The sequence below is a fragment of the Pseudomonas salmasensis genome (assembly GCF_014268375.2).
In the GTDB taxonomy this organism is placed as follows: Bacteria; Pseudomonadota; Gammaproteobacteria; order Pseudomonadales; family Pseudomonadaceae; genus Aquipseudomonas; species Aquipseudomonas salmasensis.
Window position 1 is genome coordinate 1,528,528 of sequence record NZ_CP077083.1, and the last position, 23,918, is coordinate 1,552,445.

Here is a 23,918-nt window from a genome sequence, read left to right on the forward strand (position 1 = left end):
CAGGGTTACCCCGTCAATGTCCGCCGGCGCAGGTCGGCGAGGCCGGGGCTGCGTCGATTGTCGCCCATTCTTCGGGCGTATAGGTATGCAGCGCCAGCGCATGAAATTCGCTCATCAGGCTACCCAGGGTGGCGTAGACCTTCTGGTGGCGCTTGACGCGGTTGAGCCCCTCGAACTGCTGGCTGACCAGCACGGCCTTGAAGTGGGTCTGCAACCCACGGCTGTGCATGTGACTTTCATCCAGCACGCTCAAATATTCCGGGGCCAGGGCGGCAAGGGCCGTTTCGATACGCTGTTGCATGGTCATTCCTGCTTACTTCTTCTTGGCCGGTGCGGCGGCTTTTGGCGCCAGCTCGTTGGTCATGTCTTCCAACAGCTTGTTCACCACCGGTACGGCGCTTTCCAGCTTGGCCTGGGTCATCTGGGCCGATTGTTGGGTCAGCTGTGGCATTTTTTCCAAAACTTTCTTGCCCAGTGGCGACTTGTAGAACGCTACCAGGTCCTTGAGCTCCGATTCGCTGAAGTTGGTGGTGTAGAGCTTGACCATGTCAGGCTTGAGCTTCGGCCAGCCGATGGCCTGGTCCAGAGCGGCGTTGGCCTTGGCCTGGTAGCTGTCCAGCACGGACTGCTTGGCGGCAGGCGCCTTGGTCTGTTCGAAACGCTGGGCGAACATTTGCTGCACTTGCATGTACACCGGGGTCCCCAGCTTGTCAGCATGGGCCAGGGTAAGGAAGGCTTCGGCACTGGCGTTGTGGCTGGCGGTATCGGCAAGAACCTGGCCGCTGGCGCAAACCAGAGCAACCGCGGTACAGATGGCACGAAGACGAGTCATCGAGTTTCCTTTTCTAGCAGGCGAGGTAAGACCCCAAGGGCGACCATTCTGCGCCTAAAAAACCTCGCGGCTCAACCCCACCCCATGGCAAGCCCCGGTTTCACGGGGCGCGGTGACACAAAAGCGCTTTTAGGGAACCCACGCTGGCCGCCAGGGCCTAAACTGACCAATCACGACAGCATAAGGAGGGTGACCGATGAGCCGTATCGAAACCGACAGCCTGGGGGAAGTACAGGTCCCTGATGACGCCTATTGGGGCGCGCAAACCCAACGTTCGCTGGTCAATTTCGCGATTGGCGAGCAGCGCATGCCGCTGGCGGTATTGCATGCCCTGGCCTTGATCAAGAAGGCTGCGGCGCGGGTCAACGACCGTAACGGCGACCTGCCCGCCGAGATTGCCCGCCTGATCGAGCAGGCTGCCGACGAGGTCCTGGACGGCCAGCACGATGACCAGTTCCCGCTGGTGGTCTGGCAGACCGGCAGTGGCACCCAGAGCAACATGAACGCCAACGAAGTGATCGCTGGCCGCGCCAACGAACTGGCCGGCAACAACCGTGGCGGCAAGAGCCCGGTGCACCCTAACGATCACGTCAACCGTTCCCAGAGCTCCAACGACTGCTTCCCCACCGCCATGAGCATTGCTGCGGTGCAAGCGGTGAACAAGCAACTGCTGCCGGCGATCGCCACCTTGTCCGGTGGCCTGGCGGAATTGGCCGCACGGCACATGAAGTTGGTCAAGACTGGCCGCACCCACATGATGGACGCCACGCCGATCACCTTCGGCCAGGAGCTGTCAGCGTTTATCGCCCAGCTCGATTACGCCGAGCGGGCAATCCGCAGCGCCCTGCCCGCGGTGTGCGAACTGGCCCAGGGCGGCACCGCCGTCGGCACCGGCCTCAATGCCCCCCATGGTTTTGGCGAAGCGATTGCCTCCGAATTGGCCGCGTTGTCGGGCTTGCCCTTTGTGACCGCGCCGAACAAATTCGCCGCCCTCTCCGGCCACGAGCCGCTGGTGACCCTGCACGGCGCGTTGAAAACCCTGGCCGTGGCCCTGATGAAAATCGCCAACGACCTGCGCCTGCTGGGTTCCGGCCCTCGCGCCGGGCTGGCCGAAGTCAAGTTGCCGGCCAACGAACCGGGCAGTTCGATCATGCCCGGCAAGGTCAACCCCACCCAATGCGAAGCGCTGTCGATGCTGGCCTGCCAGGTGCTGGGCAACGACGTGACCATCGGCATGGCCGCCAGCCAAGGGCACTTGCAATTGAACGTGTACAAACCGGTGATCATCCACAACCTGCTGGAGTCGATCCGCCTGCTGGCCGATGGCTGCAACAACTTCCAGGAGCACTGCATTGCCGGCCTCGAACCCGACGCCGAGCAAATGGCCCAACACCTGGAACGCGGGCTGATGCTGGTTACCGCCCTCAACCCGCATATCGGTTATGACAAGTCCGCCGAGATCGCCAAGAAGGCTTACGCCGAAGGCCTGACACTGCGCGAGGCCGCACTGGAACTGGGCTACCTCACTGATGCCGAATTCGACCAGTGGGTACGCCCGGAAAACATGCTGGGGAGCTGACTACACCGCCGTACGCAGCCGCCGGGCCTTGAGCCCGGCGAGCAGCGAAGGCGCCAGCGCCACGGTCGCCGACCCCAGCACCACCACCAAGGCACCGAAATACCCCAGGGCATTGATCTGCTCAGCCTGCACATAATCCGGCCATAGCCACGCCGCCACGGCCACTGCCACAAACGTCACCAAGGGCGTCAACGCCAGGGTTGCACTGACCCGCGAGGCCTCCCAATGCGCAAGGGCTTCGGCAAATGCGCCATAGGCCACCAGGGTATTCATGCAGCACGCCAGCAGCAGCCAGCCTTGCAACGGGCTCAACTGCAACGCCTCCAACGGATGTGCCCAGGGCGTGAGCAACAGCGCGCACGACAGGTAGATCACCATCATCACCTGCAGCGAATTCCACACCGTCAGCAACTGCTTCTGCCCCAATGCGTAGAACACCCAGATGGTGGTGGCGAGCAGAATCGTCAGCACACCGGCGGTATAGGTGCCCATGGACGTCAGTAGTTCCACCAGGCGTTGGTTGAAGAACAAGCCAAAGCCTGTGATCAACACCACCAGCCCGATAACTTGCCCCAGGCTAAAGCGCTCCTTGAACACAAACACACTGGCAACCATCAAAAAGATCGGCCCCATCTGCACCACCAACTGCGCCGTGCCTGGGCTGAGCATTTTCAGGCCCACCAGGTACAACACGTAGTTGCCCACCAGGCCACACACCGCCATGCCCACCAGCCAACCCCCCTTGGGGCCAAGCACTTTGCGGCTGGGCAGGCGCTTGGTGGCGGCCAGGTAAACGAACAGGCAAGTGCCCGCTACCATGAGGCGAAACCACGTCACGGTGATGGGGTCCATCACCTGCAACACTTGCTTGAGCTTGATCGGAAGAATGCCCCACAGAAACGCGGTCAGCAGGGTCAGGAAAAAACCGTAGACCCAGCGGCCGGAAGAGATGTGCATGAGAGCCCCAGATGCCAGAGGAAGTGGAGCAGGCATTCTAGGGGCAAGTCACTGAGTTCGGATACGTCACAGTCTTGAATGTGAGGGCTGGCTTGCCTGCGATGGCCATAGGTATCTATACAATGCTGTTGCGATCAACGGTAACCACGATGCGAAGCGAGCCGCTCTTGATCTGGCTCTTGATCTGCTTGTGATCTTGATCTCAGGCGCCCCGTTAAACCACGCTGGCCGAACACAGGCTTGAATTCGTGGGTAACCCGGCAGGACGCCGGGTTAGCCGCCCCGCGCCATGGATGGCGCGTGGCGGCGGCCCACGGATTCAAGCCTGTGTTCGGGCACACCGAGCCCAAGCGAGGTGCCGAGTGGTGGGGCAAGAGCGTTTTGCTTACTTTTGCGCTTTTCAAAAGTGAGCCGCTGTCAGAGCGGAACCCTAAGTGGCCGTTACCTAAATAACGGATATGTACCCGGTCCACCTGTGTTGACTGTCAGGCCGCCTTCGCGAGCAAGCCCGCTCCCACAGTTGGATCGTGGGGTGTCAGGTAGAGAAGTATCGGTTGGCAGGCCGCCATCGCAGGCAAGCCAGCTCCCACATTAGCCCTCCCACACTGGCGCTGTTCCAACCGCAGTCAGCGCACGGCTTCGAAAAGCCCGGTAGCGCCCATCCCGCCCCCCACGCACATGGTGACAATCCCATAACGCAGGTTGCGCCGTTGCAACTCCCTCACCAAATGCCCCACCTGCCGCGAACCAGTCATGCCGAACGGATGCCCGATGGAAATCGAGCCACCGTTGACGTTGTACTTGGCATTATCAATCTCAAGGCGGTTGCGCGCATACAGGCACTGGGAAGCAAAGGCTTCATTGAGCTCACACAGGTCGATGTCCGCCACCTGCAAGCCCTTGGCCTTGAGCAACTTGGGCACCGAGAACACCGGGCCAATGCCCATTTCATCCGGCTCGCAACCAGCCACGGTAAAGCCCCGGAAAAACGCCTTGGGCTTGAGGCCTAACTCCAAAGCTTTTTCCAGGCTCATCACCAAGGTCATCGACGCACCGTCGGAAAGCTGCGAGGAGTTACCTGCCGTCACCGAGCCATCCTCGGCGAATACCGGCTTCAAGCCGCTGAGGCTGGCCAGGGTGGTGTCCGGGCGGTTGCAGTCATCCCGGTCGACCACACCGTCCAGGATCTGCACCGCGCCAGTGTTCTTGTCCTCGACCTTATACTTGACCGCCATCGGTACGATTTCATCATTAAACAAACCATCAGCCTGGGCCTGGGCAGTGCGCTGCTGGCTTTGCAGCGCGTAAAGGTCCTGCTCTTCGCGGCTGACGTGATAGCGGCGCGCAACGATTTCGGCGGTCTGGCCCATGGGGAAGTAAATACCTGGCACCTGTTCTTTAAGCAGCGGGTTGATCAGGTTATCGGTGTTGACGCTCTTCATGGTCAGGCTGATGGACTCCACGCCACCGGCAACAATGATGTCGCTGCAGCCCGAAGCGATCTGGTTGGCGGCAATGGCAATCGCCTGCAAACCCGACGAACAGAAACGGTTGAGGGTCATGCCCGCCGTACCGGTGCCCAGTTGCGAGAGCACCGCCACGTTACGCCCGATGTTATAGCCCTGGGCGCCTTCGTTGGAGCCGGCACCGACGATGCAGTCTTCCACCGTCGCCGGGTCGATACCGTTGCGGGCCAGCAGGGCATTGACACAATGGGCCGCCATGTCATCGGGACGGGTCTGGTTGAACTTGCCGCGAAAGGATTTGGCCAGGCCGGTTCGCACGCTGTCGACGATCACTACTTCACGCATGGGCTACCTCGATCTTGTGGTGGTGGATCGAGGATAGATCCATGCCTGGCCGACCGCGATGATCATTCACTGCGTGGATGCAAAAGCATGGGGGCCTCTGTAGGAGCGAGCTTGCTCGCGAAAAACTCACAGGCGCCGCGTTCACTCAGGAAGCACGCGTTATCGTTGACGTTTTTCGCGAGCAAGCTCGCTCCTACAGGCTATTTCTTTTTCTTCTTGTCGTGCTTGTCGCTTTGATCAAACGCCTCTTCCAGCGCAAGGTTGATGGTGCGCAGCACCTTGACCCGCGCCCAGCGCTTGTCGTTGGCCTCTACCAGAGTCCACGGCGCCACCTCGGTGCTGGTGCGGTCAACCATATCGCCCACCGCCGTGCGGTAGTCGTCCCACTTGTCGCGATTGCGCCAGTCGTCTTCGGTGATCTTGAAGCGCTTGAAGGGGATTTCTTCACGGGCCTGGAAGCGCTCCAGCTGCGTCTCCTTGTCGATAGCCAGCCAGAACTTGACCACGATCACCCCCGCATCGCGCAGTTGTTCTTCGAAATCATTGATCTCGCCATAGGCGCGCATCCAGTCCGCCGGGGTGCAGAAACCTTCGATGCGCTCCACCAGCACGCGGCCGTACCAGGAGCGGTCAAACACGGTGAACATGCCGCGCGCTGGGATTTTCTGCCAGAACCGCCATAGATAAGGCTGGGCCCGTTCATCTTCACTGGGTGCGGCAATCGGCACGATATGGTACTGGCGCGGGTCCAGTGCTGCCGCTACACGGCGGATCGCCCCGCCCTTGCCCGCCGCGTCGTTACCCTCGAACACGCTTACCAGCGCGTGCTTGCGCATGCGTTTGTCGCGCATCAGGCCAGAGAAGCGTGCCTGTTCGGTAATCAGTTGTTCTTCGTAATCGTCCTTGTCCAGGCGCAGGGTCATGTCGAGGCTGTCGAGCAGGCTCTTGCGGTCCACCGAGGCCAGCAACGGTGCCGGGTTCATGCCGCTGGCCTTGACCTTGGCCTGCTTCAGGGCGCTTTGCAGCCCATCGAGCAGGATCTTGCCCACGGTCAGCCCACGGTAATGGGGGTCGACGCCTTCGATCACGTGCCACGGCGCGTAATCGCGGCTGGTGCGGCGCAGCACCCGCTCACCGAAATGCACGAACTTGTCGTAGGTCTTGGACTGCTGCCAGTCCAATGGGCTGATGCGCCAGCTGTGCAGCGGGTCGTCGGCCAGGGCCTTGAGGCGCGCCTTCATCTGTTTTTTGGACAGGTGGAACCAGAACTTGAAGATCAGCGCACCTTCATCGCAGAGCATCTTTTCCAGGCGTTCGGCGCCGGCGATAGCCTGGTCCAGGCGCGCATCCTTGATCTGCCCATGCACACGGCCTTGCAGCATCTGGCTATACCAGTTGCCGAAGAAAATGCCCATGCGGCCCTTGGCCGGCAGTTGCCGCCAGTAGCGCCAGGCCGGAGGGCGCGCCAGTTCTTCGTCGGTTTGCTGGTCGAAGGTGCGCACTTCGATCAGGCGCGGGTCCATCCATTCATTGAGCAGCTTGACGGTTTCACCCTTGCCCGCGCCCTCGATGCCGTTGATCAGGATGATCACCGGGAAGCGCTTCTGCTGTTGCAGCTCGTATTGAACTTCCAGCAAGGCTTCACGCAGGGCCGGCACTTCGGCGTCGTAGGTGTCTTTGTCGATGGCGTGACCGATTTCGGCGGATTCGAACATGGGCAGCTCCGTTTCAAGATGGCTCAAGACTAGCGGATTGGGCCCCGACACGCGCAAGGAAATACAACCCAGCCTTGCCATAGGTCAATTCAACGCCTGTTGATCGGCTAGAATGGCCGCCTTGTCTTTGCCCGCTTTCATTTTATGAGTCGCCATGAACCCCATCACCCACGCCCAGCTCGACTGGGATGACCAAGGCCGCCCGCATTCGCGGGTGTTCGACGATGTGTATTTCTCCGACCAGTCGGGCCTGGAAGAAACCCGCTACGTGTTCCTGGAACAGAACCGCTTGCAGGAACGCTTCGCCGCCTTGCCGGCAGGTGGGCGCCTGGTGATTGGTGAGACTGGCTTCGGCACCGGCTTGAATTTCCTCTGCGCGTGGCAGTTGTTCGAGCAGCACGCGGTGGCCGGTGCGCGGCTGCACTTTGTCAGCGTGGAAAAATACCCCCTAAGCCATGCCGACCTGCAACGCGCCCTCGCCCTCTGGCCTGAACTGCAACCCTTGGCCGAGCAACTGCTGGCGCACTACATTGCCATTCACCAGGGCTTCCAGCGCCTGGTACTGGACAACGGCCGCGTGACCCTGACCCTGCTGATCGGCGATGCGCTGGAGCAGTTGCCGCAACTGGATGCTCAGGTTGACGCGTGGTTTCTCGACGGGTTCGCCCCGGCGAAAAACCCCGACATGTGGACCGCCGAGCTGTTCGCCCAACTGGCACGCCTGGCGGCTCCAGGCTCGACCATCAGCACCTTCACCAGCACCGGCTGGGTAAGGCGGTTGATCAATGCCGCCGGGTTCAAGATGAAACGCACGCCGGGCATCGGGCATAAATGGGAGATCCTGCGCGGGGAGTTCCTCGGTTGGCCCGAGGACACCCCAAGGCCCGCCGCCACCGCGCCGTGGTTCGCCCGCCCGGCACCGCACGCTGGCGAACGCCGCGCCTTGGTGATCGGCGGTGGGCTGGCCGGGTGTGGCACGGCGGCCAGCCTGGCGGAACGGGGCTGGCATGTGTGTCTACTGGAACGGCACACCGCCCTGGCGCAGGAAGCATCTGGCAACCCCCAAGGCGTTCTGTACTTGAAACTGTCAGCCCACGGCACGGCGCTGTCGCAATTGATCGTCAGCGGCTTCGGCTACACCCGTCGGCTGCTTGAGCATTTGCAACGTGGCGTCGATTGGGATGCCTGCGGCGTGCTGCAACTGGCCTTCAATGCCAAGGAAGCCGAACGCCAGGCGCAACTGGCCAACGCGTTTGCGCCCGATTTGTTGCACAGGGTGGACGCGGCCCAGGCCCAGGTGCACGCGGGCATCCCGCTGGAGCTGGGCGGGTTGTTTTTCCCCGAAGGCGGCTGGGTACATCCGCCGTCATTGTGCGAGTGGCAAGCCCGGCATCCGAATATCGAGGTGCGTTTGCATCAAGAGGCACTGACGTTGCAACGCGTCGATGGGCAATGGCAAGCCTGGGACGGTGATACCCAGGTGGCGGCTGCGCCCGTGGTGATACTGGCCGGCGCCGCCGAGATCAAGCGTTTTCCCTTCAGTGCCGCGCTGCCGCTCAAGCGTATTCGTGGGCAGATCACGCGCTTGGCGCAAACCGCCGAAAGCCAGCCGTTGAGCACCGTGGTCTGCGCCCAAGGCTACGTCGCACCAGCACGGTTAGGCGAACATACCCTGGGCGCCAGCTTTGACTTCAACAGCGACGACCTGACGCCCACCCTTGCCGAGCACGCCGACAACCTGGAGATGCTGAGGGAAATTTCCCCGGCGCTGCTGCACGCCCTGCACCCGGATACCGCGGCGCTCGACACCCTGGAAGGCCGCGCCGCCTTCCGCTGCACCAGCCCCGACTACCTGCCGATTGTCGGCCCACTGGCCGATACCGAAGCCTTCGCCCAGGCCTACGCGATACTGGCACGGGATGCCCGACAAGTCCCGCAAACGCCCTGCCCCTGGCTGGACGGCGTGTACATCAACAGCGGCCACGGCTCGCGCGGCCTGATCACCGCACCGTTATCAGCACAACTGTTGGCGGCATGGCTGGACAATGAACCGCTGCCCTTGCCCGTCAGCGTCGCCCAGGCCTGCCACCCCAATCGATTTGCCTTGCGCGAGTTGATTCGGCGCAAGGCGTAATACCAGTCAATTTAGAAGGTGCACTTCAATCCACCGTGGGCGCTAGCGAATTTCACACACCCCCAGCTCGTCCGCGCGCATGGCAGCCAGGGTCAGGCGCTGTAACTCGGCGTCTTCAGCCACTGTCTGCTCTGCCAGGATGCTGTCCATGCGCGAACGGTAGAGCACATCACTGAGCGTTTCACGCTGGTCGAACACCGCCTGTATACGTGTTTCGAATGGCGCATAAAGCTGCGAAAAACGCGTGGCATAGGCGCGCTTGAGGTAGTCCGTCCAGAACGGCAACTCATTCAGAAACCGCAAGAGCGCTGGCGACACCTCGGCCGCCTTGACCTGAAGTTCAGCCTCGCTCAAGGCCGCCGGCGTTACGCCGCTCAACCGGGCATAGCGCATATGCCGCGGTTGCCCCGGCAGGTAAAATCGGCTGGCCAAGCCGGTACGCAAGGCCAGGCTGACTTCCAGCGGATCGGTGCCGGGATGGTTGAGGCTGTGATTGAGGGCAATGCGCTCCAGGCGATCGAGTCGGAACAAACCCCGCCCCAGTGCCAACAAGGGCCGTGCGGAGATCTGCCCACCCTCGATCTGTTTTCGCGCATCACTGATTTCCACCAATATTTCCAAGGCACTGAAACTTACCGCCGCGCCATCGTCACAGTTGAATGGCGTAGCGGCGCGCTCAAACACTTCCTCGGCCAGGTCAGCACGCTGGCTGCTCGCCTCAAGCACTCGCCATACCCGCTGCGCCATATCTTCATGTACGTACTTGCTGTCTGCTGTGCCTCCCAGTTCGGCCAACAGCTTGAACAGCCCGTCACTGCGCGGCTCGTCCTTGAGCATTTGCCAGATCGTCTCTTTGCGCGGGGAGTCCGCCAACCGTGAGTCGGGCATCCACAGCGCTCGCGCGGCTTGCTCGTTCAGACGCGCGATATCGTCTTCATAGAACCCCATGCCCACACCGTGCTGGCGCCGGTAGTCGAAAACTTTGCGGCTGGTTGCCGCCGACAGCGGGTTGTGGCGCAAATTGATGACCTGGGTTCTTTCCCGTTTGGCGTCGAACAGCCAGGCCGGCAGTTCGGTTATATCGTTCTGGCGCAGGTCGACATTTTCCAGGTAAGGCAAGCGCCAGAGGTTTTCGGGAAAGGTCTTGAGCTTGCACTCGCGCAACACCAATTGGCGCAAATCGAGCATCCGCTCAACCAGCGGCGGATCGATCAACGGGTTGCCCGTCAGGTTAAGTAGCTTGAGCTGCCGCAGGTCCGCCAGCTTGGTGCGTGTGTAGGCCGTCAGCACCAGTTGATTGCCATCAAGGTACAAGGATTCAAGTTGGGACATGTGCGAGAGGATTTCCGGCAGGCGCGTCAAACGGTTGCCCGACAGGTCCAGGGATTTGAGGCGGGTGAAATGCTTGAGAAAGTAAGCGACCCCATCACCGGCGCCCATGTTTTTCAGGCTCAGGTGGTGCACATGTTCGAAGTTGATCTGGGCCGGCAAGGTCGGCAGCGGCCCGCCGAGCATGTCGTCGAGTGACAACCGCGACGCCTCCCCCGCACCACTCATGCGCCGCCAACAAGCCTCAATCCTCTGCGCGATGATCTTGCGGCTCAGGCGTGCATCCGCCAGTGGGCCGGCGACCTTCGCCAGTGCCGCCTCATCACTGCGCCATGCAGCGAGCACCGAACGCAAGGTTTCATAGCGCTGCTGCAACACTTTGAGCGCTTGCGCACGAGCCAGATGATCCGCTCCCAGCGCCTCGATAAAGGTCGACGCCTGGGCGTTATCGAACAAGGGAAAGAGTTTTTTCGCCTTGCGCAGCAGTGCCGGTGGCTGGGGTGCAATCTCGGGTGGAGCGGCCTGCACGCATCCCTCGCGCCACGCGGGCAAGGGTTCAGAGGACGGCTGGCGCAGGTAGCGGGCGATCCCAGCGCGTTCATCCGCGACCCGCCAACGCAACTTCAATTGCAGCTTCATGGCGCCCCGCTCGCCCGTGTCATAAATACCCAGGCCGGTGCGTTGTGCGGGCGACAACGTACTGAGCAGTGCCTGGTAAAAGCCGGACGGGCCCGGTACCGGATCGTGCAAAGCGACACCGCGCTCATCAAAGGCCTGATAGCCGTCCGCGGACTTCACCACTTTGCGTAAAACGCTGGCGGACGCACTTTCCTGCTTGCCCAGCAAGGCGCCGTCCAGGGCCTGCGCGTGAAGCTGCACACGCAAGGCTGCCGGCCACCCCGGCAACTTGCCGAGCAAGGCAATCGCTAGGCGCTCGGTCGGCGTGGTTGCCAGTTGCGGCAAATAAAACCCCGCCACCGCCCGGTCCTCTTGCAGCGCTTGCAGCGCCTGCTGCGCACGGTGTGCCAGGCCCAGGGGCACTCGGCGGGTGTTATGCAGGTGCAGGCGTTCCAGTGAGGAAGACTGGGCTACCAAGTGCTGTGCCATGGGCGTCGGCAATTGCGGGAAGTAACTCTTGAGCACCGTCGCGCTGCCCCGAGGGAGTGGGTCTGCGGCGGTGCAAAGCTGCTCGAACAACGCCCCGTAGTGCTCTTTGACCACGCTCAACAGGCGGGCCGACAAGACCTTTTGGGCCTCATTCGGCGTTAAGTTTTTCCCCAACAACGTCATGCGCTCTTCATGACTCAGGGCGTCGAGCAAGGTAGGCATCAACTGCCCGTTGTGTATCTGCTGTTCGCTGACGTGAATGCTCAAGTCTTCGTAATCAAACGGCGCCGTATCCGGGAACCGTCGGAGCAAGTTGCCGTGTTCATCCAGCAGCTCGAAAAAGCGCCCCTGAGGCCAGCCCTTCAACAGGGGCAAGGCCAGCATTTGCAAGCGGGCGGTCGCTGGATCGGTGTGGCTTTGAAACTGCAACTGCCAGATCAGGTCGCGAATCAGTTGTTCCTGGCGCCAGCGCACCACACTGTCATGCAGACGTTGCGGCAAGGCCTGGTTGTATTGCGCCAATTGCCGCAGCCAGGGCAATTGGCTGTCGGTGGTGCTGATGATTTCATCCAGCCGCCCCTCCGGCAGCGACTTCAGGCCAGGCGCCAGGCGCTCAAGTACATAGGCTGGCGTGTGCCATTGATCAACTTGCTCGGACTGATGGCGCCACCCGCCGAAACCGTTGTATTCGAGCAGCGGGCTGTAAGCGGTTTCTCGTAGCGGATGAGCCACACGCCAGCGCCCCAGCGCGGCATCGAAAAAAATGCGGTAAAGCGCGCCGTCAATCTGGGCATAAGAGCGGCCCTTGTGTTGATAAATACCTCGGTAACTGGGCGTGGCAAGCACTTCATCATCGATAGTTTGTTGATAGGGGCGCAGGTCACGCCGCCAAAGCCTGGGCTTACCGCCCGGCGCTCGCACCGCCTCAAACTGCTCGAAGAAGGCCGCGGACGACGCCGGCGTATGCCTGAACAACGACCCCACCACCTTGCTTCCCGCCGCCAGCAGCATCATTGAGCCCACGCTTTCAGCTACGTTGAACAGGTGCTCCAACGCCTCGGCTTTGTGTTGATGCCGCCAGTCCTCAACGCCTTCATAGACCTCCCCCAGCAACTGCCCGACCCCCACGCCCAGCATCAGCTGGCCCAGGACGGGAATGAATAAACCGGCGACATTGGCCAAGGTCAAACCCAGCTCCACATAGCGCTCCAGCAACGCCGTACCGGCCTCTTCGTCCACTTCCGCCACCGGCACCGCCAGTACCCTGGCGTCCAGTTGCGCCTTGCCTACATACACATCAAAAAAAAACCGCGACAGGCTGACGGCAACCGACACCGGCTCCAGGCTCTCCACGGCATCACGGGTATCGAACCGCAGGAAGAAATCCAAGCGTTCGGACTCATCCAGATAGCCCTTGAAAAACTCACGATACGCAGGCACCTGCAGCTTGGAGGACAGGTAACCCTTGAAGTCCTCCAGAGCGTCGTATTCGAACCACGGTCGTTCCGGCTCGTTGGGCATGTACACCACGCAATGCCCCGTAGGCAGACTGCTTGTGGCGCCGCCGGAGAACACCAGTACGCTCCAGATGCACGCCTGATCGACATTCAGCCCCTGCCAGGTCAACGCCTGCCCATCCATCAGCACATGCTTGATGGGCGGGGTGTCGCCATTGCTCCTGAGCACCTTGGTCAACAGCTCACCCGTGTCCTTGCTCACATGCCCCTTGCCCAAGGCCATGTGCAGATCCAGGCGCATGTCACACAGCTTGAGCTCGCCAACGTCCCGTGCCACCGGGTTGTACAGGTCGGTACTCGACATCTCGGTCGGTGCCGGTAAATCAAACACCTCGCGCAGATGGCGTTGATAAGTGCTGCCCAGATCCAACTCACGGCAGCACCGCACAAATTCAAGGGCGCTGAGGGAGTCGACCTCCAGGCCGGTGGCGGCGCTGCGAATCAATGCACCGACCGCCAAGCCATTGGCCTGCGCGCGTGCGGCGCTGAAGTTCTGCATGGCGGCCTGCAACAGGGTGTGCTTGACCACAGTGACCGTCACCACCATCGGCCCGATCAGGTCAGGGTTGAGGTTCGTCAATTCGCGGTGCGGCAGTTCCAGCACATCGTGCTGCACATCCAGGGTGTGCCCCTTGGACAGCAAAAAGGCTTCAAGACGTTCCAGGCAAAACTGATCGAGCGGTTCCAGGGCCGCCAGCCGCGCGCTGACGCTGCTCTGCAGCGGCCCTCTGAGTCGGTGCCCGCGCCAAATGTGCACGAGCGTTTCGGGTTCGGCCTTCACCACCCAGCCGGGCAGGGTCTCGAGGAGCGCTTGGGCAATATCCAGGTCCTGGGTCATTTCAAGTAGCTTGGCCGGCAATTGGGCATTCACTTGCGGGCTGACTGATTCGCTTATCTGCGGCATGCGCACTCCCTGGGCCCGAGCCCGCCGCACCGGCCTTGTTCTTGGTTTAAATGCATCGATAACCTTCCTTGATTGCACTGACTGATAGCGCTCCACGATAAGCCCGGCGCGATGCTCGATGGGTTTGAATACTCGCTGGGTTCACCCGGTTAACGACCCGCAATTCGTATCGAATCCAAATGTAAGTACCGCGCTTTGCACGCAAGCCGCGCCGGTCGGCAGATCGGATACGGGCCATTAGCCATAAACCCCTTATAACTTATCGTTCTAAAACTCCCTGGTTTTGCCTGGGTCAGTTTCTGGGTACGCGCCTTTTCGGCGTATTGAGTGTTGCCCCTCCCCAACGGAAAAACCGGTAAGGAATTTATGTGTGGACTAGCTGGCGAGTTACGCTTTGATCATCAACCTGCCGACCTGGCAGCCGTAGAACGCATCACCCATCACCTCGCCCCCCGAGGCCCCGACGCCTGGGGCTTTCATGCCCAAGGGCCGATTGCCCTGGGCCACCGCCGCCTGAAAATCATGGACCTGTCGGACGGCTCCGCCCAGCCGATGGTCGACGCCCACCTAGGGCTGTCACTGGCGTTCAATGGCGCCATCTATAACTTCCCGGAGCTGCGCCAAGAGCTGGAAGCCCTGGGTTACGCCTTCTATTCCGGCGGCGACACCGAAGTGTTGCTCAAGGGCTACCACGCCTGGGGCGAAGCGTTGCTGCCCAAGCTCAACGGCATGTTTGCCTTTGCCATTTGGGAGCGTGATGCCCAGCGTCTGTTCATCGCTCGCGACCGTCTGGGGGTCAAACCTCTGTACCTGTCGCGCACCGGCCAGCGCCTGCGCTTTGCCTCGGCGCTGCCAGCGTTGCTCAAGGGCGGCGATATCAACCCGATCCTCGATCCGGTAGCGCTCAACCATTACCTGAATTTCCATGCCGTGGTGCCCGCACCGCGCACGCTGTTGGCCGGCATCGAAAAGCTGCCGCCCGCCAGCTGGATGCGCATCGACGCCAGTGGCAAGACCGAACAGAAAACCTGGTGGACCCTGCCCTACGGGCCCCATGAGGACGAAAAACACCTGACCCTGGAAGACTGGACCGACCGCGTGCTGGACAGCACCCGCGAAGCCGTGGCCATTCGCCAACGTGCGGCGGTGGATGTGGGCGTGCTGCTCTCTGGTGGCGTCGATTCGAGCATGCTCGTCGGCCTGCTGCGCGAAGTGGGCGTGGAGGATTTGTCGACCTTCTCCATCGGTTTTGAAGACGCTGGCGGTGAGCGTGGCGATGAGTTCCAGTACTCAGACCTGATCGCCAAACACTACGGCACCCATCACCACCAACTGCGCATCGCCGAAAGCGAGATCATTGAGCAACTGCCGGCGGCCTTCCGCGCCATGAGCGAGCCGATGGTCAGCCATGACTGCATCGCCTTCTACCTGCTGTCGCGGGAAGTGGCCAAGCATTGCAAAGTGGTGCAAAGCGGCCAGGGCGCCGATGAATTGTTCGCCGGTTACCACTGGTACCCGCAAGTGGACGGCGCCAGCGACCCGTATGCAGCCTATCGCGAGGCGTTTTTCGACCGCAGCTACGACGACTACGCAGCCACCGTCGCGCCCAAATGGCTGACCGCCAACGATGCTGCCGGCGACTTCGTGCGCGAGCATTTCGCGATGCCCGGCGCCGACGCGGCCGTGGACAAGGCCCTGCGCCTGGACAGCACCGTGATGCTGGTGGACGACCCGGTCAAACGCGTAGACAACATGACCATGGCCTGGGGCCTGGAAGCGCGCACACCGTTCCTCGACTACCGCCTGGTAGAACTGTCAGCCCGTGTGCCGGCCCAGTTCAAGCTGCCCGACGGTGGCAAACAGGTGCTCAAGGAAGCGGCGCGCCGGGTGATCCCCAGCGAAGTCATCGACCGCAAGAAAGGCTACTTTCCCGTGCCCGGCCTCAAGCATTTGCAGGGCGATACCTTAAATTGGGTGCGTGAGCTGCTGCTGGATCCGAGCCAGGACCGCGGGTTGTTCAACCCGGCCATGCTCGACCGCTTGCTCACCGACCCGCAAGGCCAACTGACCCCGCTGCGCGGCTCCAAGCTGTGGCAGCTGGCGGCGCTGAACCTGTGGCTGAGCGAACAAGGAATCTGATCCATGAAACCGAATGCCGCGGCTTACAGCCAACGCTTACTCAAAGGCCAGGCGCCGACCTACGAGCGCCTGCAAGCGCGCCTGGCCGAAGATGGCAGCGCACTGGCCGCCGACCCGATTGCCGTGCACTGCGGCTGGGGCCGTTTGTTGATCGGCCACACCTTTCCCGACCCGGCAAGCCTGGCCCAGGAACTGCTCAACGAGCAGCCCGGCGAGCGTGATATCGCGCTGTACGTGGCCGCGCCCCAGCAGATCCTGGGCATTGACCCGCAGCAACTGTTCCTCGACCCGTCCGACACCCTGCGCCTGTGGTTCTCCGACTACCGCCCGGCCACCCGGGTGTTTCGCGGTTTTCGCATTCGCCGAGTGCAGAGCGAGGCCGACTGGCAAGCGGTCAACCACCTGTACCAGGGGCGCGCAATGCTGCCGGTTGACCCGGAACGCCTCACCCCACGTCATCAAGGCGGCCCGGTGTATTGGCTGGCCGAAGATGAAGACAGCGGCGCGGTGATTGGCAGCGTGATGGGCCTCAACCATCACAAGGCCTTCCACGACCCGGAGAACGGTTGCAGCCTCTGGTGCCTGGCCGTCGACCCGCAATGCACACGCCCTGGGGTCGGTGAGGTGTTGGTGCGCCACTTGGTGGAGCACTTCATGAGCCGAGGCTTGAGTTACCTGGACTTGTCGGTGCTGCACGACAACCGCCAGGCCAAGAGCCTTTACGCCAAGCTCGGCTTTCGGGCGTTGACCACCTTTGCGATCAAGCGCAAGAACGGCATCAATCAACCGCTGTTTCTAGGCCCGGGGCCCCAGGCGGAGTTCAACCCTTACGCGCGCATCATTGTCGAAGAAGCCCATCGGCGCGGTATTGATGTGCAAGTGGACGATGCCGATGCGGGCCTGTTCACCCTCAGCCACGGCGGGCGTCGCGTGCGTTGCCGTGAGTCCTTGAGCGACCTGACCAGCGCCATCAGCATGACCCTGTGCCAGGACAAGAGCCTGACCCACAAGGTGCTCAAGGCTGCGGGCCTGCAGGTGCCGGTGCAACAGTTGGCGGGCAGTGCCGACGACAACCTGGAGTTTCTCGACGAACACCAGCGCATCGTGGTCAAGCCGCTCGACGGCGAGCAAGGCCATGGCGTCGCCGTGGATTTGCAGAGCATCGAGGAAGTGCAGCAGGCGGTTGAAGCGGCGCGCCAGTTCGACAGCCGCGTATTGCTGGAAAGCTTCCACGAAGGCCTGGACCTGCGCATCCTGGTGATCGGTTTTGAAGTGGTCGCGGCTGCGATTCGTCGCCCTGCCGAAGTGATCGGCGACGGCCAACATTCGATTCGCGCGTTGATCGAAGCCCAGAGCCGTCGTCGCCAGGCGGCCACCGATGGCGAGAGCAAAATCCCGCTGGATGCAGAAACCGAGCGCACCCTCAAAGCCGCAGGCTACGACTACAACAGCATCCTGCCCCGTGGCGTGCAACTGGCCGTGCGACGCACCGCCAACCTGCACACCGGGGGTTGCCTGGAAGATGTCACGGCGCTCCTGCACCCCACGCTGGTGGACGCGGCCGTGCGTGCGGCCCGTGCCCTGGATATCCCTATGGTCGGCCTGGACCTGATGGTGCCTGCGGCCGACCAGCCGGAGTATGTGTTTATCGAAGCCAACGAACGAGCCGGCCTGGCCAACCATGAACCGCAACCTACGGCTGAGAAGTTTGTGGATTTGTTGTTTCCACACAGTCAGCCGGCTACTTGAGTGATGTGTCGCCTGTACCGGCGCTATCGCGGGCAAGCCCGCTCCCACAGTTGACCGCATTCCAATGTGGGAGCCGGGCTTGCCCGCGATGAGGCCGGGCCCCCTCATCGAAACCATCGATGCCCTCAACTCATCAGGAGTTTCCATGACCCGAACCATTCCCGAACCCGATCTCGCGTACCTGCAAAAAGTGCTGCTGGAAATGCTCGCCATTCCCAGCCCCACCGGTTTTACCGACACCATCGTGCGTTACGTCGCCGAGCGCCTGGAAGAGCTCGGCATTCCGTTTGAAATGACCCGGCGCGGCACCATTCGCGCCACCCTCAAGGGCCAGAAAAACAGCCCTGACCGCGCCGTCTCCGCGCACCTGGACACCATCGGCGCAGCCGTGCGTGCAATCAAGGACAACGGGCGCCTGACCCTGGCGCCGGTGGGCTGCTGGTCGAGCCGCTTTGCCGAAGGCAGCCGTGTCAGCCTGTTCACCGACAACGGTGTAATTCGCGGCAGCGTATTGCCGTTGATGGCCTCCGGACACGCGTTCAACACCGCCGTGGATGAAATGCCGGTGAGCTGGGACCATGTGGAACTGCGCCTGGACGCCTACTGCGCCACGCGTGCCGACTGCGATTCCCTGGGTATCAGCGTCGGCGACTATGTGGCCTTCGACCCACTGCCCGAGTTCACTGAGAGCGGGCATATCAGCGCCCGCCACCTGGACGACAAGGCCGGCGTTGCCGCCCTGCTCGCTGCGCTCAAGGCCATCGTCGACAGTGGCCAGCCCCTGCTGATCGACTGCCACCCGCTGTTCACTATTACCGAAGAAACCGGCAGCGGCGCAGCGGCCGCCCTGCCCTGGGATGTGAGTGAGTTTGTCGGCATCGATATCGCCCCGGTCGCCCCCGGCCAGCACTCCAGCGAACACGCGGTGAGCGTGGCCATGCAGGACTCCGGCGGGCCCTATGATTATCATCTGTCCCGCCACTTGCTGCGCCTGGCGTCGGACAACGACCTGCCGGTACGCCGCGACCTGTTCCGCTATTACTTCAGCGATGCGCACTCGGCGGTCACCGCCGGCCATGATATTCGCACGGCGCTGCTGGCCTTCGGTTGTGACGCCACCCACGGTTACGAGCGCACCCATATCGACAGCCTCGCTGCCCTGAGCCGCTTGCTGGGCGCTTACATCCTCAGCCCGCCGGTATTTGCCAGCGATGCGCAACCGGCCCAGGGTTCCCTGGATCGGTTCAGTCATCAGATCGAGCATGAAACGCAAATGGAGAGCGACACCCGCGTGCCATCGGTGGACAGCCTGGTCGGCCAGAAGTCCTGACACGGGGTGAGTGGATACTGGCAACAACGGTCCCGGCACAGTAGCATCGCCGGGACCTGACACCTGAGGCTTGTATGCTGATTCCCTACGATGCACTTGAAGTCGACACCCTGACCCGCCTTATCGAAGACTTCGTCACCCGCGACGGCACCGACAATGGCGACGACACGCCCCTGGAAACCCGCGTACTGCGCGTGCGCCAAGCGCTGACCAAAGGCCAGGCGCTGATCGTCTTCGACCCCGAGAGCGAGCAATGCCAACTGATGCTCAAGCACGATGTGCCCAAGCATCTGTTCGACTGAAAGCTGCGCCTAAGGATTGGGCGCCGGCACGGGAGCCGGGCCCTGGCGCTTGAGAATCTTGCGGTACACCTCGGCGCGGTGCACGTTGACGCCCACCGGCGCCTCGATGCCGAATTTCACATGAGTACCGTTCACTTCCAGGATATGCACGGTGATGTCATCGCCAATGGCGATGGCTTCGCCTACGGCACGGCTTAAGACCAGCATGGCGGTTGTCCTTTTCCAGTAGCAGGACCTCGACCATGCCCCCTTGGCGCCGGGCCGGCAATGGCTTGCGGGCAAATCAGGCACTGCCTACGCAGGTAGGTAATTTGTCTGACAGACCCCAGCCGAATCAGCCCTTCACAGCCTGCGCTTTGGCGCGCATCTTGTCGGCCATCAGTGTCATTTCGTCATACAGCAGTTGCGGATTTTTCTGTTTCAACGCCCAAGCCATGCGGCCTTGCTCATGAGGCAGGATCATGAATTCGCCTGCGGCCACGCGCTGGTAAATGTAGTCGGCAATATCCGCCGCCGAGATGGGCGAACTCTCAAGCAGTTTGCCCACTTGGGCCTTCATGGCGGGGGTTGGCCCACGGAAGGAGTCGAGCAGGTTGGTCTGGAAAAACGACGGGCACACCACATGCACACCCACTTCCTGTTGCTTGAGTTCCACCAGCAGGCTCTCGGACAATGCCACTACGCCCGCCTTGGCCACGTTGTAGTTGCTCATGGCCGGGCCTTGCATCAGCGCTGCCATTGACGCGATGTTGATGATGCGCCCCTTACTCTTTTCCAGCAGCGGCAGGAACGCCTTGCAGCCTTTGACGACGCCCATCAGGTTGATTGCAATCTGCCAGTCCCAATCCTCCAGGGACAATTCAGCGAAGAACCCACCCGAGGCCACACCGGCATTGTTGACGATCACATCGATGCCGCCGAGCTTCACTTCACAGGCCTGGGCGAAGGCCGTGAGCTGACTGTAGTCACGCACGTCACAACGCTGGGTAAAACCATCACCGCCCGCCTCGCGAACCTGCTTGAGGGTTTCCTGTAAACCGGGCTCGCTGACATCGGACAACGCCAACTGCCAGCCTTCACGGGCCCAGCGCAGAGCGATTTCGCGACCCAGGCCAGAGCCGGCGCCAGTGATCATCATGCGGTTTTGCATAGGAGGTAGCCTTGTGGTTCACGAAAGAAGTGACCGGCAGTGTAGCGAAGGTTTTTGCTCTGCCCACGCACCATCAGGGTGATGAATGCCCCGGGCAAACCGCGGGCTCGGTCGCAGCTGTGCGCATAGACTAAGTTCAATTTTTTTCAACTGATTAGTTCAAGTTGCGTACGCGTTAAAAGAAATAAGCGACGCATCAAAATGTTTTATAAAAACAATGAATTTTCTACGAAGCGGCAGAGTCGGAATGGGTAAGGCGTCCCACTGTACATGGACGAACCAACGGTTAAACAGCCGGTTTTTGCAAAGAACCTATAAGGAATAAAACCATGAGCCTCATTCTGATTATTATCCTGATCCTCCTGCTGGTAGGCGGCCTGCCGGTGTTCCCGCACTCGCGTAACTGGGGTTATGGACCGTCGGGTATCCTGGGTGTGGTACTGGTTGTTCTGCTGGTGCTGTTGTTGCTCGGCAAGATATAAACGCCGCGGTTTTGTAGGAGCGAGCTTGCTCGCGAAAAACTTGCAGGCGCCGCGTTTACTCAGGACGCGCGCGTTAGCGTTGAGGTTCTTCGCGAGCAAGCTCGCTCCTACAGTAAAAAAGCAAAAAAAAGAGGCCTTCTAGAAGGCCTCTTTTTTATTGCCGGTCAGTTAGTCCGGCTTACCGTCCACCACACCTGCGGTGTTATCCAGCAGGCTCTTGGTTGCGGTTTGCAGGAACGACTCAAGTTTCTGCTTGAGCACAGCTTCGTCCGGCGACTCAGGAATCACCTTGCCAGTCGGCTCGGCGCCCAGTGTGTACGCCCACAACTTGGGTGGCATTTCCTTGGGCAATACCAGTACGCGGTCACCGGTGAGCAAGGCCACGGTCTGGTCGCTGCCCGAGGGCTTGATCACGCCGAAACCCTTGTCGCCTTCCGGCAGGTTCAGCAGGTCGCGGCCCCAGCACTGGTGCAAGGTCTCGCCGCCCAGGCGGCCCATGATGGTGGGCACGATGTCGATCTGGGTGCCCACGGTGTGGTCACGCTCACCGAACTTCTCGCGCATGCCCGGTGCGATCATCAGCATCGGTACGTTGAAGCGGCCCAGGTCCATCTCGGTGATCTGCTGCTCGTTGCCGAAGCCGTGGTCACCGACAATCACGAACAGGGTTTCCTTGAAGTACGGCTCCTTGCGGGCCTTTTCAAAGAATTGGCCCAAGGCCCAGTCGGAGTAGCGCATGGCCGTCAAATGCTCGTTGAGGCTGCCACGGTCGGTGACTTTCTCAACCGGCAATGGGGTCGGCAACGCGTACGGGGTGTGGTTGGACAGGGTTTGCAGCAGCGCGTAGAACGGCTTGCCACCTTCGCGCGCCTTCAGCTCTTCCAGGCCACGGTTGAACATGTCCTGGTCGGACACGCCCCAGGTCGGGTCGGAGAATACCGGGTCGACGAAGTCATTGCGGCCGATGAAGTTAGTCATGCCCTGGTTGCTGAAGAAGCCCGACTGGTTGTCCCAGGCGAAATCGCCGTTGTAGACATACACATCGTCGAAATCACGCGCACTGAGCAACTGCGGCAGGCCCGACAGCTTGTGGCTGCCTTCCGGGGTCTGCATCAGGTATTCGAAACCCGGCAGGTTCGGGAAGCAGGCCATGGTGGCGAACATACCCTGGTGGGTGTGGGTACCGTTGGAGAAGAAGCGGTCGAACAGCAGGCCCTCTTGGGTCAGCTTGTCGAAGTACGGGGTGATATTGCCCGGACGTCCCAATGCGCCCACCGAGTGGCCGGCGAAGCTTTCCATCAGGATGACCACGACGTTCTTGATCGGCAGGGTTTTCTCGGCCGGTGGCGTGAAGTCACGGCGCACGGCAGCGGTGTCGGTGTCTACCAGCTTCTCTTGCGGCAGCACCAGCATGTCGCGCACCGTCTGGGTGGCCAGCGGTTGTTCCAGCGTCGCCTTCCAGATATTGGCGCGGTCTTCACCAAAGCGCGCCTTGGCCGCCGCGATCAGCGACAGAGTGCCATTGAGGCCCAACTGGTTGGCGAAGTTCGAATCGGTGGTGTAGACGTCACCCCAACGCAGCGGCGGCCCCTGGCGCAGGGTGCCACGGATGGCGACCACGGCAACCAGCAGGCAAACCATGAACACTGCGATGCGGCTGTACCATGGCGCCACCTGGCGCGTGCTGATCGTGCCGCCGCTGAAGGGGCCCCGTGGGCGCGTTGCGCGGTCAGCGCCCTTGAAGGCCATGCTCAGGATCAGCGTGCCCACGGCCCAGGCCAGCAGGTAGCGCACCACCGGGAAACCGTACCAGAGCATGCTCATCACGGTTTTCGGGTCTTCCTTCACATACTGGAAGACCAGGCCGTTGAGGCGCTGGTGGAACTCGCGGTAGAAGTCCATCTCCATCAGGCCCAGGAACAAGGCGATGCTGGACGCGACGGTCAGCCACAAACGGAAGAACCCGCGCGCCGCCATGGCCCGCACGCTGAACAGCGACAACAGCAGCGGAATCAGCAGGTACATCACCAGGCGGATGTCCAGGCGCAGGCCGTTGGCGAACGCTTCGAGGAACGTCGAGGCCGGCGTGTCCAGGATCATCTCGCGGTTGTAGACCAGCAACGCCAGGCGCAGCAGGGAAAACATCACCATCATGACCAGTGCGCAGAGCAGCGTGTACGCCAGATGGGATTTGACGGTCGGTTGCAGCAGGCGATTTGAAGCTCGCTGCTGATTCAGGGCGTCCGGGTTTGCCATGTCGTTTTAGGACCCATTGGAAGTTTAAGTTGCGAAATAATGCAGTGGCGTCCGTCCCTCGCCCAGGCTGGCTGGGGTAGGCGGTTAACGCGGTGGCACAAATGGTGCCCGATCAAGGCCGGCAAGGCTATTAATTACTGAACGTAAGGCACGGCCATGCCTTTAAGGGCACTGGAGATAGAGCCCTGGCAGCCGGTTAAAGCCGGCGAATTGTCTTGGATGGGATGTGAAAATTTCGTGCGGCGAATAGTTTCGACACACAAATCTAATGAATGCTGTGCCCCACACCTGTGGGAGCTGGCTTGCCTGCGATTGCGGTGTGTCAACCAAAACAATGCAAGCTGACCCACCGCTATCGCAGGCAAGCCAGCTCCCACATTGAGGGTGCCCACCGCAAATCGAGCAGGTCGTCAGATCCGCACGTTACCGCGCGGCCCGGCGATAGCCCAGATGATCAGGCCCAGCACTGGCAACAGCAGGATCAACAGGATCCACAGCACTTTGGCGCCGGTGCTGGCGCCGCTTTTGAACACGTTGATGATCGCCCAGATGTCCAGCGCGAGGATGATCAGGCCAATCAGGCTATTAAACGTGGAACCCATGGTGTCGCTCCTAAGTGAGGGCA

The 23,918-nt window shown here is 61.4% G+C and carries 17 protein-coding genes; 7 read left to right on the forward strand and 10 right to left on the reverse strand.

The window, feature by feature from the left end; genetic code table 11:
• Positions 1-13: 13 nt before the first annotated feature.
• Both HU731_RS06645 and HU731_RS06650 read right to left on the reverse strand, forming a co-directional pair.
• The gene (locus tag HU731_RS06645) at positions 14-307 is read right to left on the reverse strand and encodes a BolA family protein (protein ID WP_186606786.1); all 294 of its coding nucleotides are present in this window, start codon (positions 305-307) and stop codon (positions 14-16) included.
• Positions 308-313: 6 nt separating this feature from the next.
• On the reverse strand, positions 314-832 hold the full coding sequence (locus HU731_RS06650) for a DUF2059 domain-containing protein (RefSeq protein ID WP_105227472.1): 519 nt from the start codon (positions 830-832) through the stop codon (positions 314-316).
• A gap of 196 nt (positions 833-1,028) precedes the next feature.
• Between HU731_RS06650 and HU731_RS06655 the strand changes: the two genes are divergently transcribed.
• Positions 1,029-2,411, forward strand: coding sequence for a class II fumarate hydratase (locus tag HU731_RS06655; protein ID WP_186606787.1), 1,383 nt, complete (start codon positions 1,029-1,031; stop codon positions 2,409-2,411).
• On the opposite strand, the gene HU731_RS06660 is transcribed toward HU731_RS06655, so the two are convergent.
• From HU731_RS06660 to pap, 3 genes are all read right to left on the reverse strand, one after another.
• Positions 2,412-3,368 carry a DMT family transporter gene (locus HU731_RS06660; RefSeq protein WP_186606788.1) on the reverse strand — a complete coding sequence of 319 codons (957 nt, stop codon included), beginning with the start codon at positions 3,366-3,368 and terminating at the stop codon, positions 2,412-2,414.
• Positions 3,369-3,994: 626 nt separating this feature from the next.
• Positions 3,995-5,179, reverse strand: coding sequence for a thiolase family protein (locus tag HU731_RS06665; RefSeq protein WP_186606789.1), 1,185 nt, complete (start codon positions 5,177-5,179; stop codon positions 3,995-3,997).
• A 200-nt stretch (positions 5,180-5,379) separates the two neighbouring features.
• Entirely contained in the window at positions 5,380-6,894 is a 1,515-nt protein-coding gene (gene pap, locus HU731_RS06670) for a polyphosphate:AMP phosphotransferase (protein WP_186606790.1), read from the reverse strand.
• 154 nt (positions 6,895-7,048) lie between these two features.
• On the opposite strand from pap, the gene mnmC reads away from it, so the two are divergent.
• A complete protein-coding gene (gene mnmC, locus HU731_RS06675; RefSeq protein WP_186606791.1) occupies positions 7,049-9,028 on the forward strand; it encodes a bifunctional tRNA (5-methylaminomethyl-2-thiouridine)(34)-methyltransferase MnmC2/FAD-dependent 5-carboxymethylaminomethyl-2-thiouridine(34) oxidoreductase MnmC1 in 1,980 nt (659 codons plus the stop codon).
• Positions 9,029-9,070: 42 nt separating this feature from the next.
• Here mnmC and HU731_RS06680 read toward each other — a convergent pair whose 3' ends face one another.
• Positions 9,071-13,885, reverse strand: a complete 4,815-nt coding sequence (locus tag HU731_RS06680) for an NEL-type E3 ubiquitin ligase domain-containing protein (RefSeq protein WP_186606792.1) — start codon at positions 13,883-13,885, stop codon at positions 9,071-9,073.
• A gap of 366 nt (positions 13,886-14,251) precedes the next feature.
• Here HU731_RS06680 and HU731_RS06685 point away from each other — a divergent pair, with 366 nt between their 5' ends.
• The 4 genes from HU731_RS06685 (at position 14,252) to HU731_RS06700 (ending at position 19,405) form a co-directional block, all read left to right on the forward strand.
• On the forward strand, positions 14,252-16,024 hold the full coding sequence (locus tag HU731_RS06685; protein ID WP_034126154.1) for an N-acetylglutaminylglutamine amidotransferase: 1,773 nt from the start codon (positions 14,252-14,254) through the stop codon (positions 16,022-16,024).
• Positions 16,025-16,027: 3 nt separating this feature from the next.
• Positions 16,028-17,773 carry an N-acetylglutaminylglutamine synthetase gene (gene ngg / locus HU731_RS06690; RefSeq protein ID WP_186606793.1) on the forward strand — a complete coding sequence of 582 codons (1,746 nt, stop codon included), beginning with the start codon at positions 16,028-16,030 and terminating at the stop codon, positions 17,771-17,773.
• A gap of 145 nt (positions 17,774-17,918) precedes the next feature.
• Positions 17,919-19,103, forward strand: coding sequence for an osmoprotectant NAGGN system M42 family peptidase (locus HU731_RS06695; RefSeq protein WP_186606794.1), 1,185 nt, complete (start codon positions 17,919-17,921; stop codon positions 19,101-19,103).
• A 74-nt stretch (positions 19,104-19,177) separates the two neighbouring features.
• Positions 19,178-19,405 (forward strand): YheU family protein, encoded by a 228-nt coding sequence (locus HU731_RS06700; RefSeq protein WP_003192759.1) that lies wholly within the window; start codon positions 19,178-19,180, stop codon positions 19,403-19,405.
• Between the two features lie 9 nt (positions 19,406-19,414).
• Here HU731_RS06700 and csrA read toward each other — a convergent pair whose 3' ends face one another.
• On the reverse strand, positions 19,415-19,612 hold the full coding sequence (csrA, locus tag HU731_RS06705) for a carbon storage regulator CsrA (RefSeq protein WP_186606795.1): 198 nt from the start codon (positions 19,610-19,612) through the stop codon (positions 19,415-19,417).
• A 127-nt stretch (positions 19,613-19,739) separates the two neighbouring features.
• Positions 19,740-20,555, reverse strand: coding sequence for an SDR family oxidoreductase (locus tag HU731_RS06710; protein WP_047711466.1), 816 nt, complete (start codon positions 20,553-20,555; stop codon positions 19,740-19,742).
• A gap of 329 nt (positions 20,556-20,884) precedes the next feature.
• Between HU731_RS06710 and HU731_RS06715 the strand changes: the two genes are divergently transcribed.
• Entirely contained in the window at positions 20,885-21,037 is a 153-nt protein-coding gene (locus tag HU731_RS06715) for a DUF3309 family protein (RefSeq protein ID WP_003192767.1), read from the forward strand.
• A gap of 168 nt (positions 21,038-21,205) precedes the next feature.
• Here HU731_RS06715 and HU731_RS06720 read toward each other — a convergent pair whose 3' ends face one another.
• Both HU731_RS06720 and HU731_RS06725 read right to left on the reverse strand, forming a co-directional pair.
• Positions 21,206-23,293, reverse strand: a complete 2,088-nt coding sequence (locus tag HU731_RS06720) for an LTA synthase family protein (RefSeq protein ID WP_186606796.1) — start codon at positions 23,291-23,293, stop codon at positions 21,206-21,208.
• 410 nt (positions 23,294-23,703) lie between these two features.
• The gene (locus tag HU731_RS06725; RefSeq protein WP_003192770.1) at positions 23,704-23,895 is read right to left on the reverse strand and encodes a PLDc N-terminal domain-containing protein; all 192 of its coding nucleotides are present in this window, start codon (positions 23,893-23,895) and stop codon (positions 23,704-23,706) included.
• Between the last annotated feature and the right edge of the window lie 23 nt (positions 23,896-23,918).

Bases quoted from the DNA above. Each gene is read 5' to 3' on its own strand.
- HU731_RS06645 (WP_186606786.1), bottom strand. From the start codon at position 307: ATGACCATGCAACAGCGTATCGAAACGGCCCTTGCCGCCCTGGCCCCG.
- HU731_RS06650 (WP_105227472.1), bottom strand. From the start codon at position 832: ATGACTCGTCTTCGTGCCATCTGTACCGCGGTTGCTCTGGTTTGCGCC.
- HU731_RS06655 (WP_186606787.1), top strand. From the start codon at position 1,029: ATGAGCCGTATCGAAACCGACAGCCTGGGGGAAGTACAGGTCCCTGAT.
- HU731_RS06660 (WP_186606788.1), bottom strand. From the start codon at position 3,368: ATGCACATCTCTTCCGGCCGCTGGGTCTACGGTTTTTTCCTGACCCTG.
- HU731_RS06665 (WP_186606789.1), bottom strand. From the start codon at position 5,179: ATGCGTGAAGTAGTGATCGTCGACAGCGTGCGAACCGGCCTGGCCAAA.
- pap (WP_186606790.1), bottom strand. From the start codon at position 6,894: ATGTTCGAATCCGCCGAAATCGGTCACGCCATCGACAAAGACACCTAC.
- mnmC (WP_186606791.1), top strand. From the start codon at position 7,049: ATGAACCCCATCACCCACGCCCAGCTCGACTGGGATGACCAAGGCCGC.
- HU731_RS06680 (WP_186606792.1), bottom strand. From the start codon at position 13,885: ATGCCGCAGATAAGCGAATCAGTCAGCCCGCAAGTGAATGCCCAATTG.
- HU731_RS06685 (WP_034126154.1), top strand. From the start codon at position 14,252: ATGTGTGGACTAGCTGGCGAGTTACGCTTTGATCATCAACCTGCCGAC.
- ngg (WP_186606793.1), top strand. From the start codon at position 16,028: ATGAAACCGAATGCCGCGGCTTACAGCCAACGCTTACTCAAAGGCCAG.
- HU731_RS06695 (WP_186606794.1), top strand. From the start codon at position 17,919: ATGACCCGAACCATTCCCGAACCCGATCTCGCGTACCTGCAAAAAGTG.
- HU731_RS06700 (WP_003192759.1), top strand. From the start codon at position 19,178: ATGCTGATTCCCTACGATGCACTTGAAGTCGACACCCTGACCCGCCTT.
- csrA (WP_186606795.1), bottom strand. From the start codon at position 19,612: ATGCTGGTCTTAAGCCGTGCCGTAGGCGAAGCCATCGCCATTGGCGAT.
- HU731_RS06710 (WP_047711466.1), bottom strand. From the start codon at position 20,555: ATGCAAAACCGCATGATGATCACTGGCGCCGGCTCTGGCCTGGGTCGC.
- HU731_RS06715 (WP_003192767.1), top strand. From the start codon at position 20,885: ATGAGCCTCATTCTGATTATTATCCTGATCCTCCTGCTGGTAGGCGGC.
- HU731_RS06720 (WP_186606796.1), bottom strand. From the start codon at position 23,293: ATGGCAAACCCGGACGCCCTGAATCAGCAGCGAGCTTCAAATCGCCTG.
- HU731_RS06725 (WP_003192770.1), bottom strand. From the start codon at position 23,895: ATGGGTTCCACGTTTAATAGCCTGATTGGCCTGATCATCCTCGCGCTG.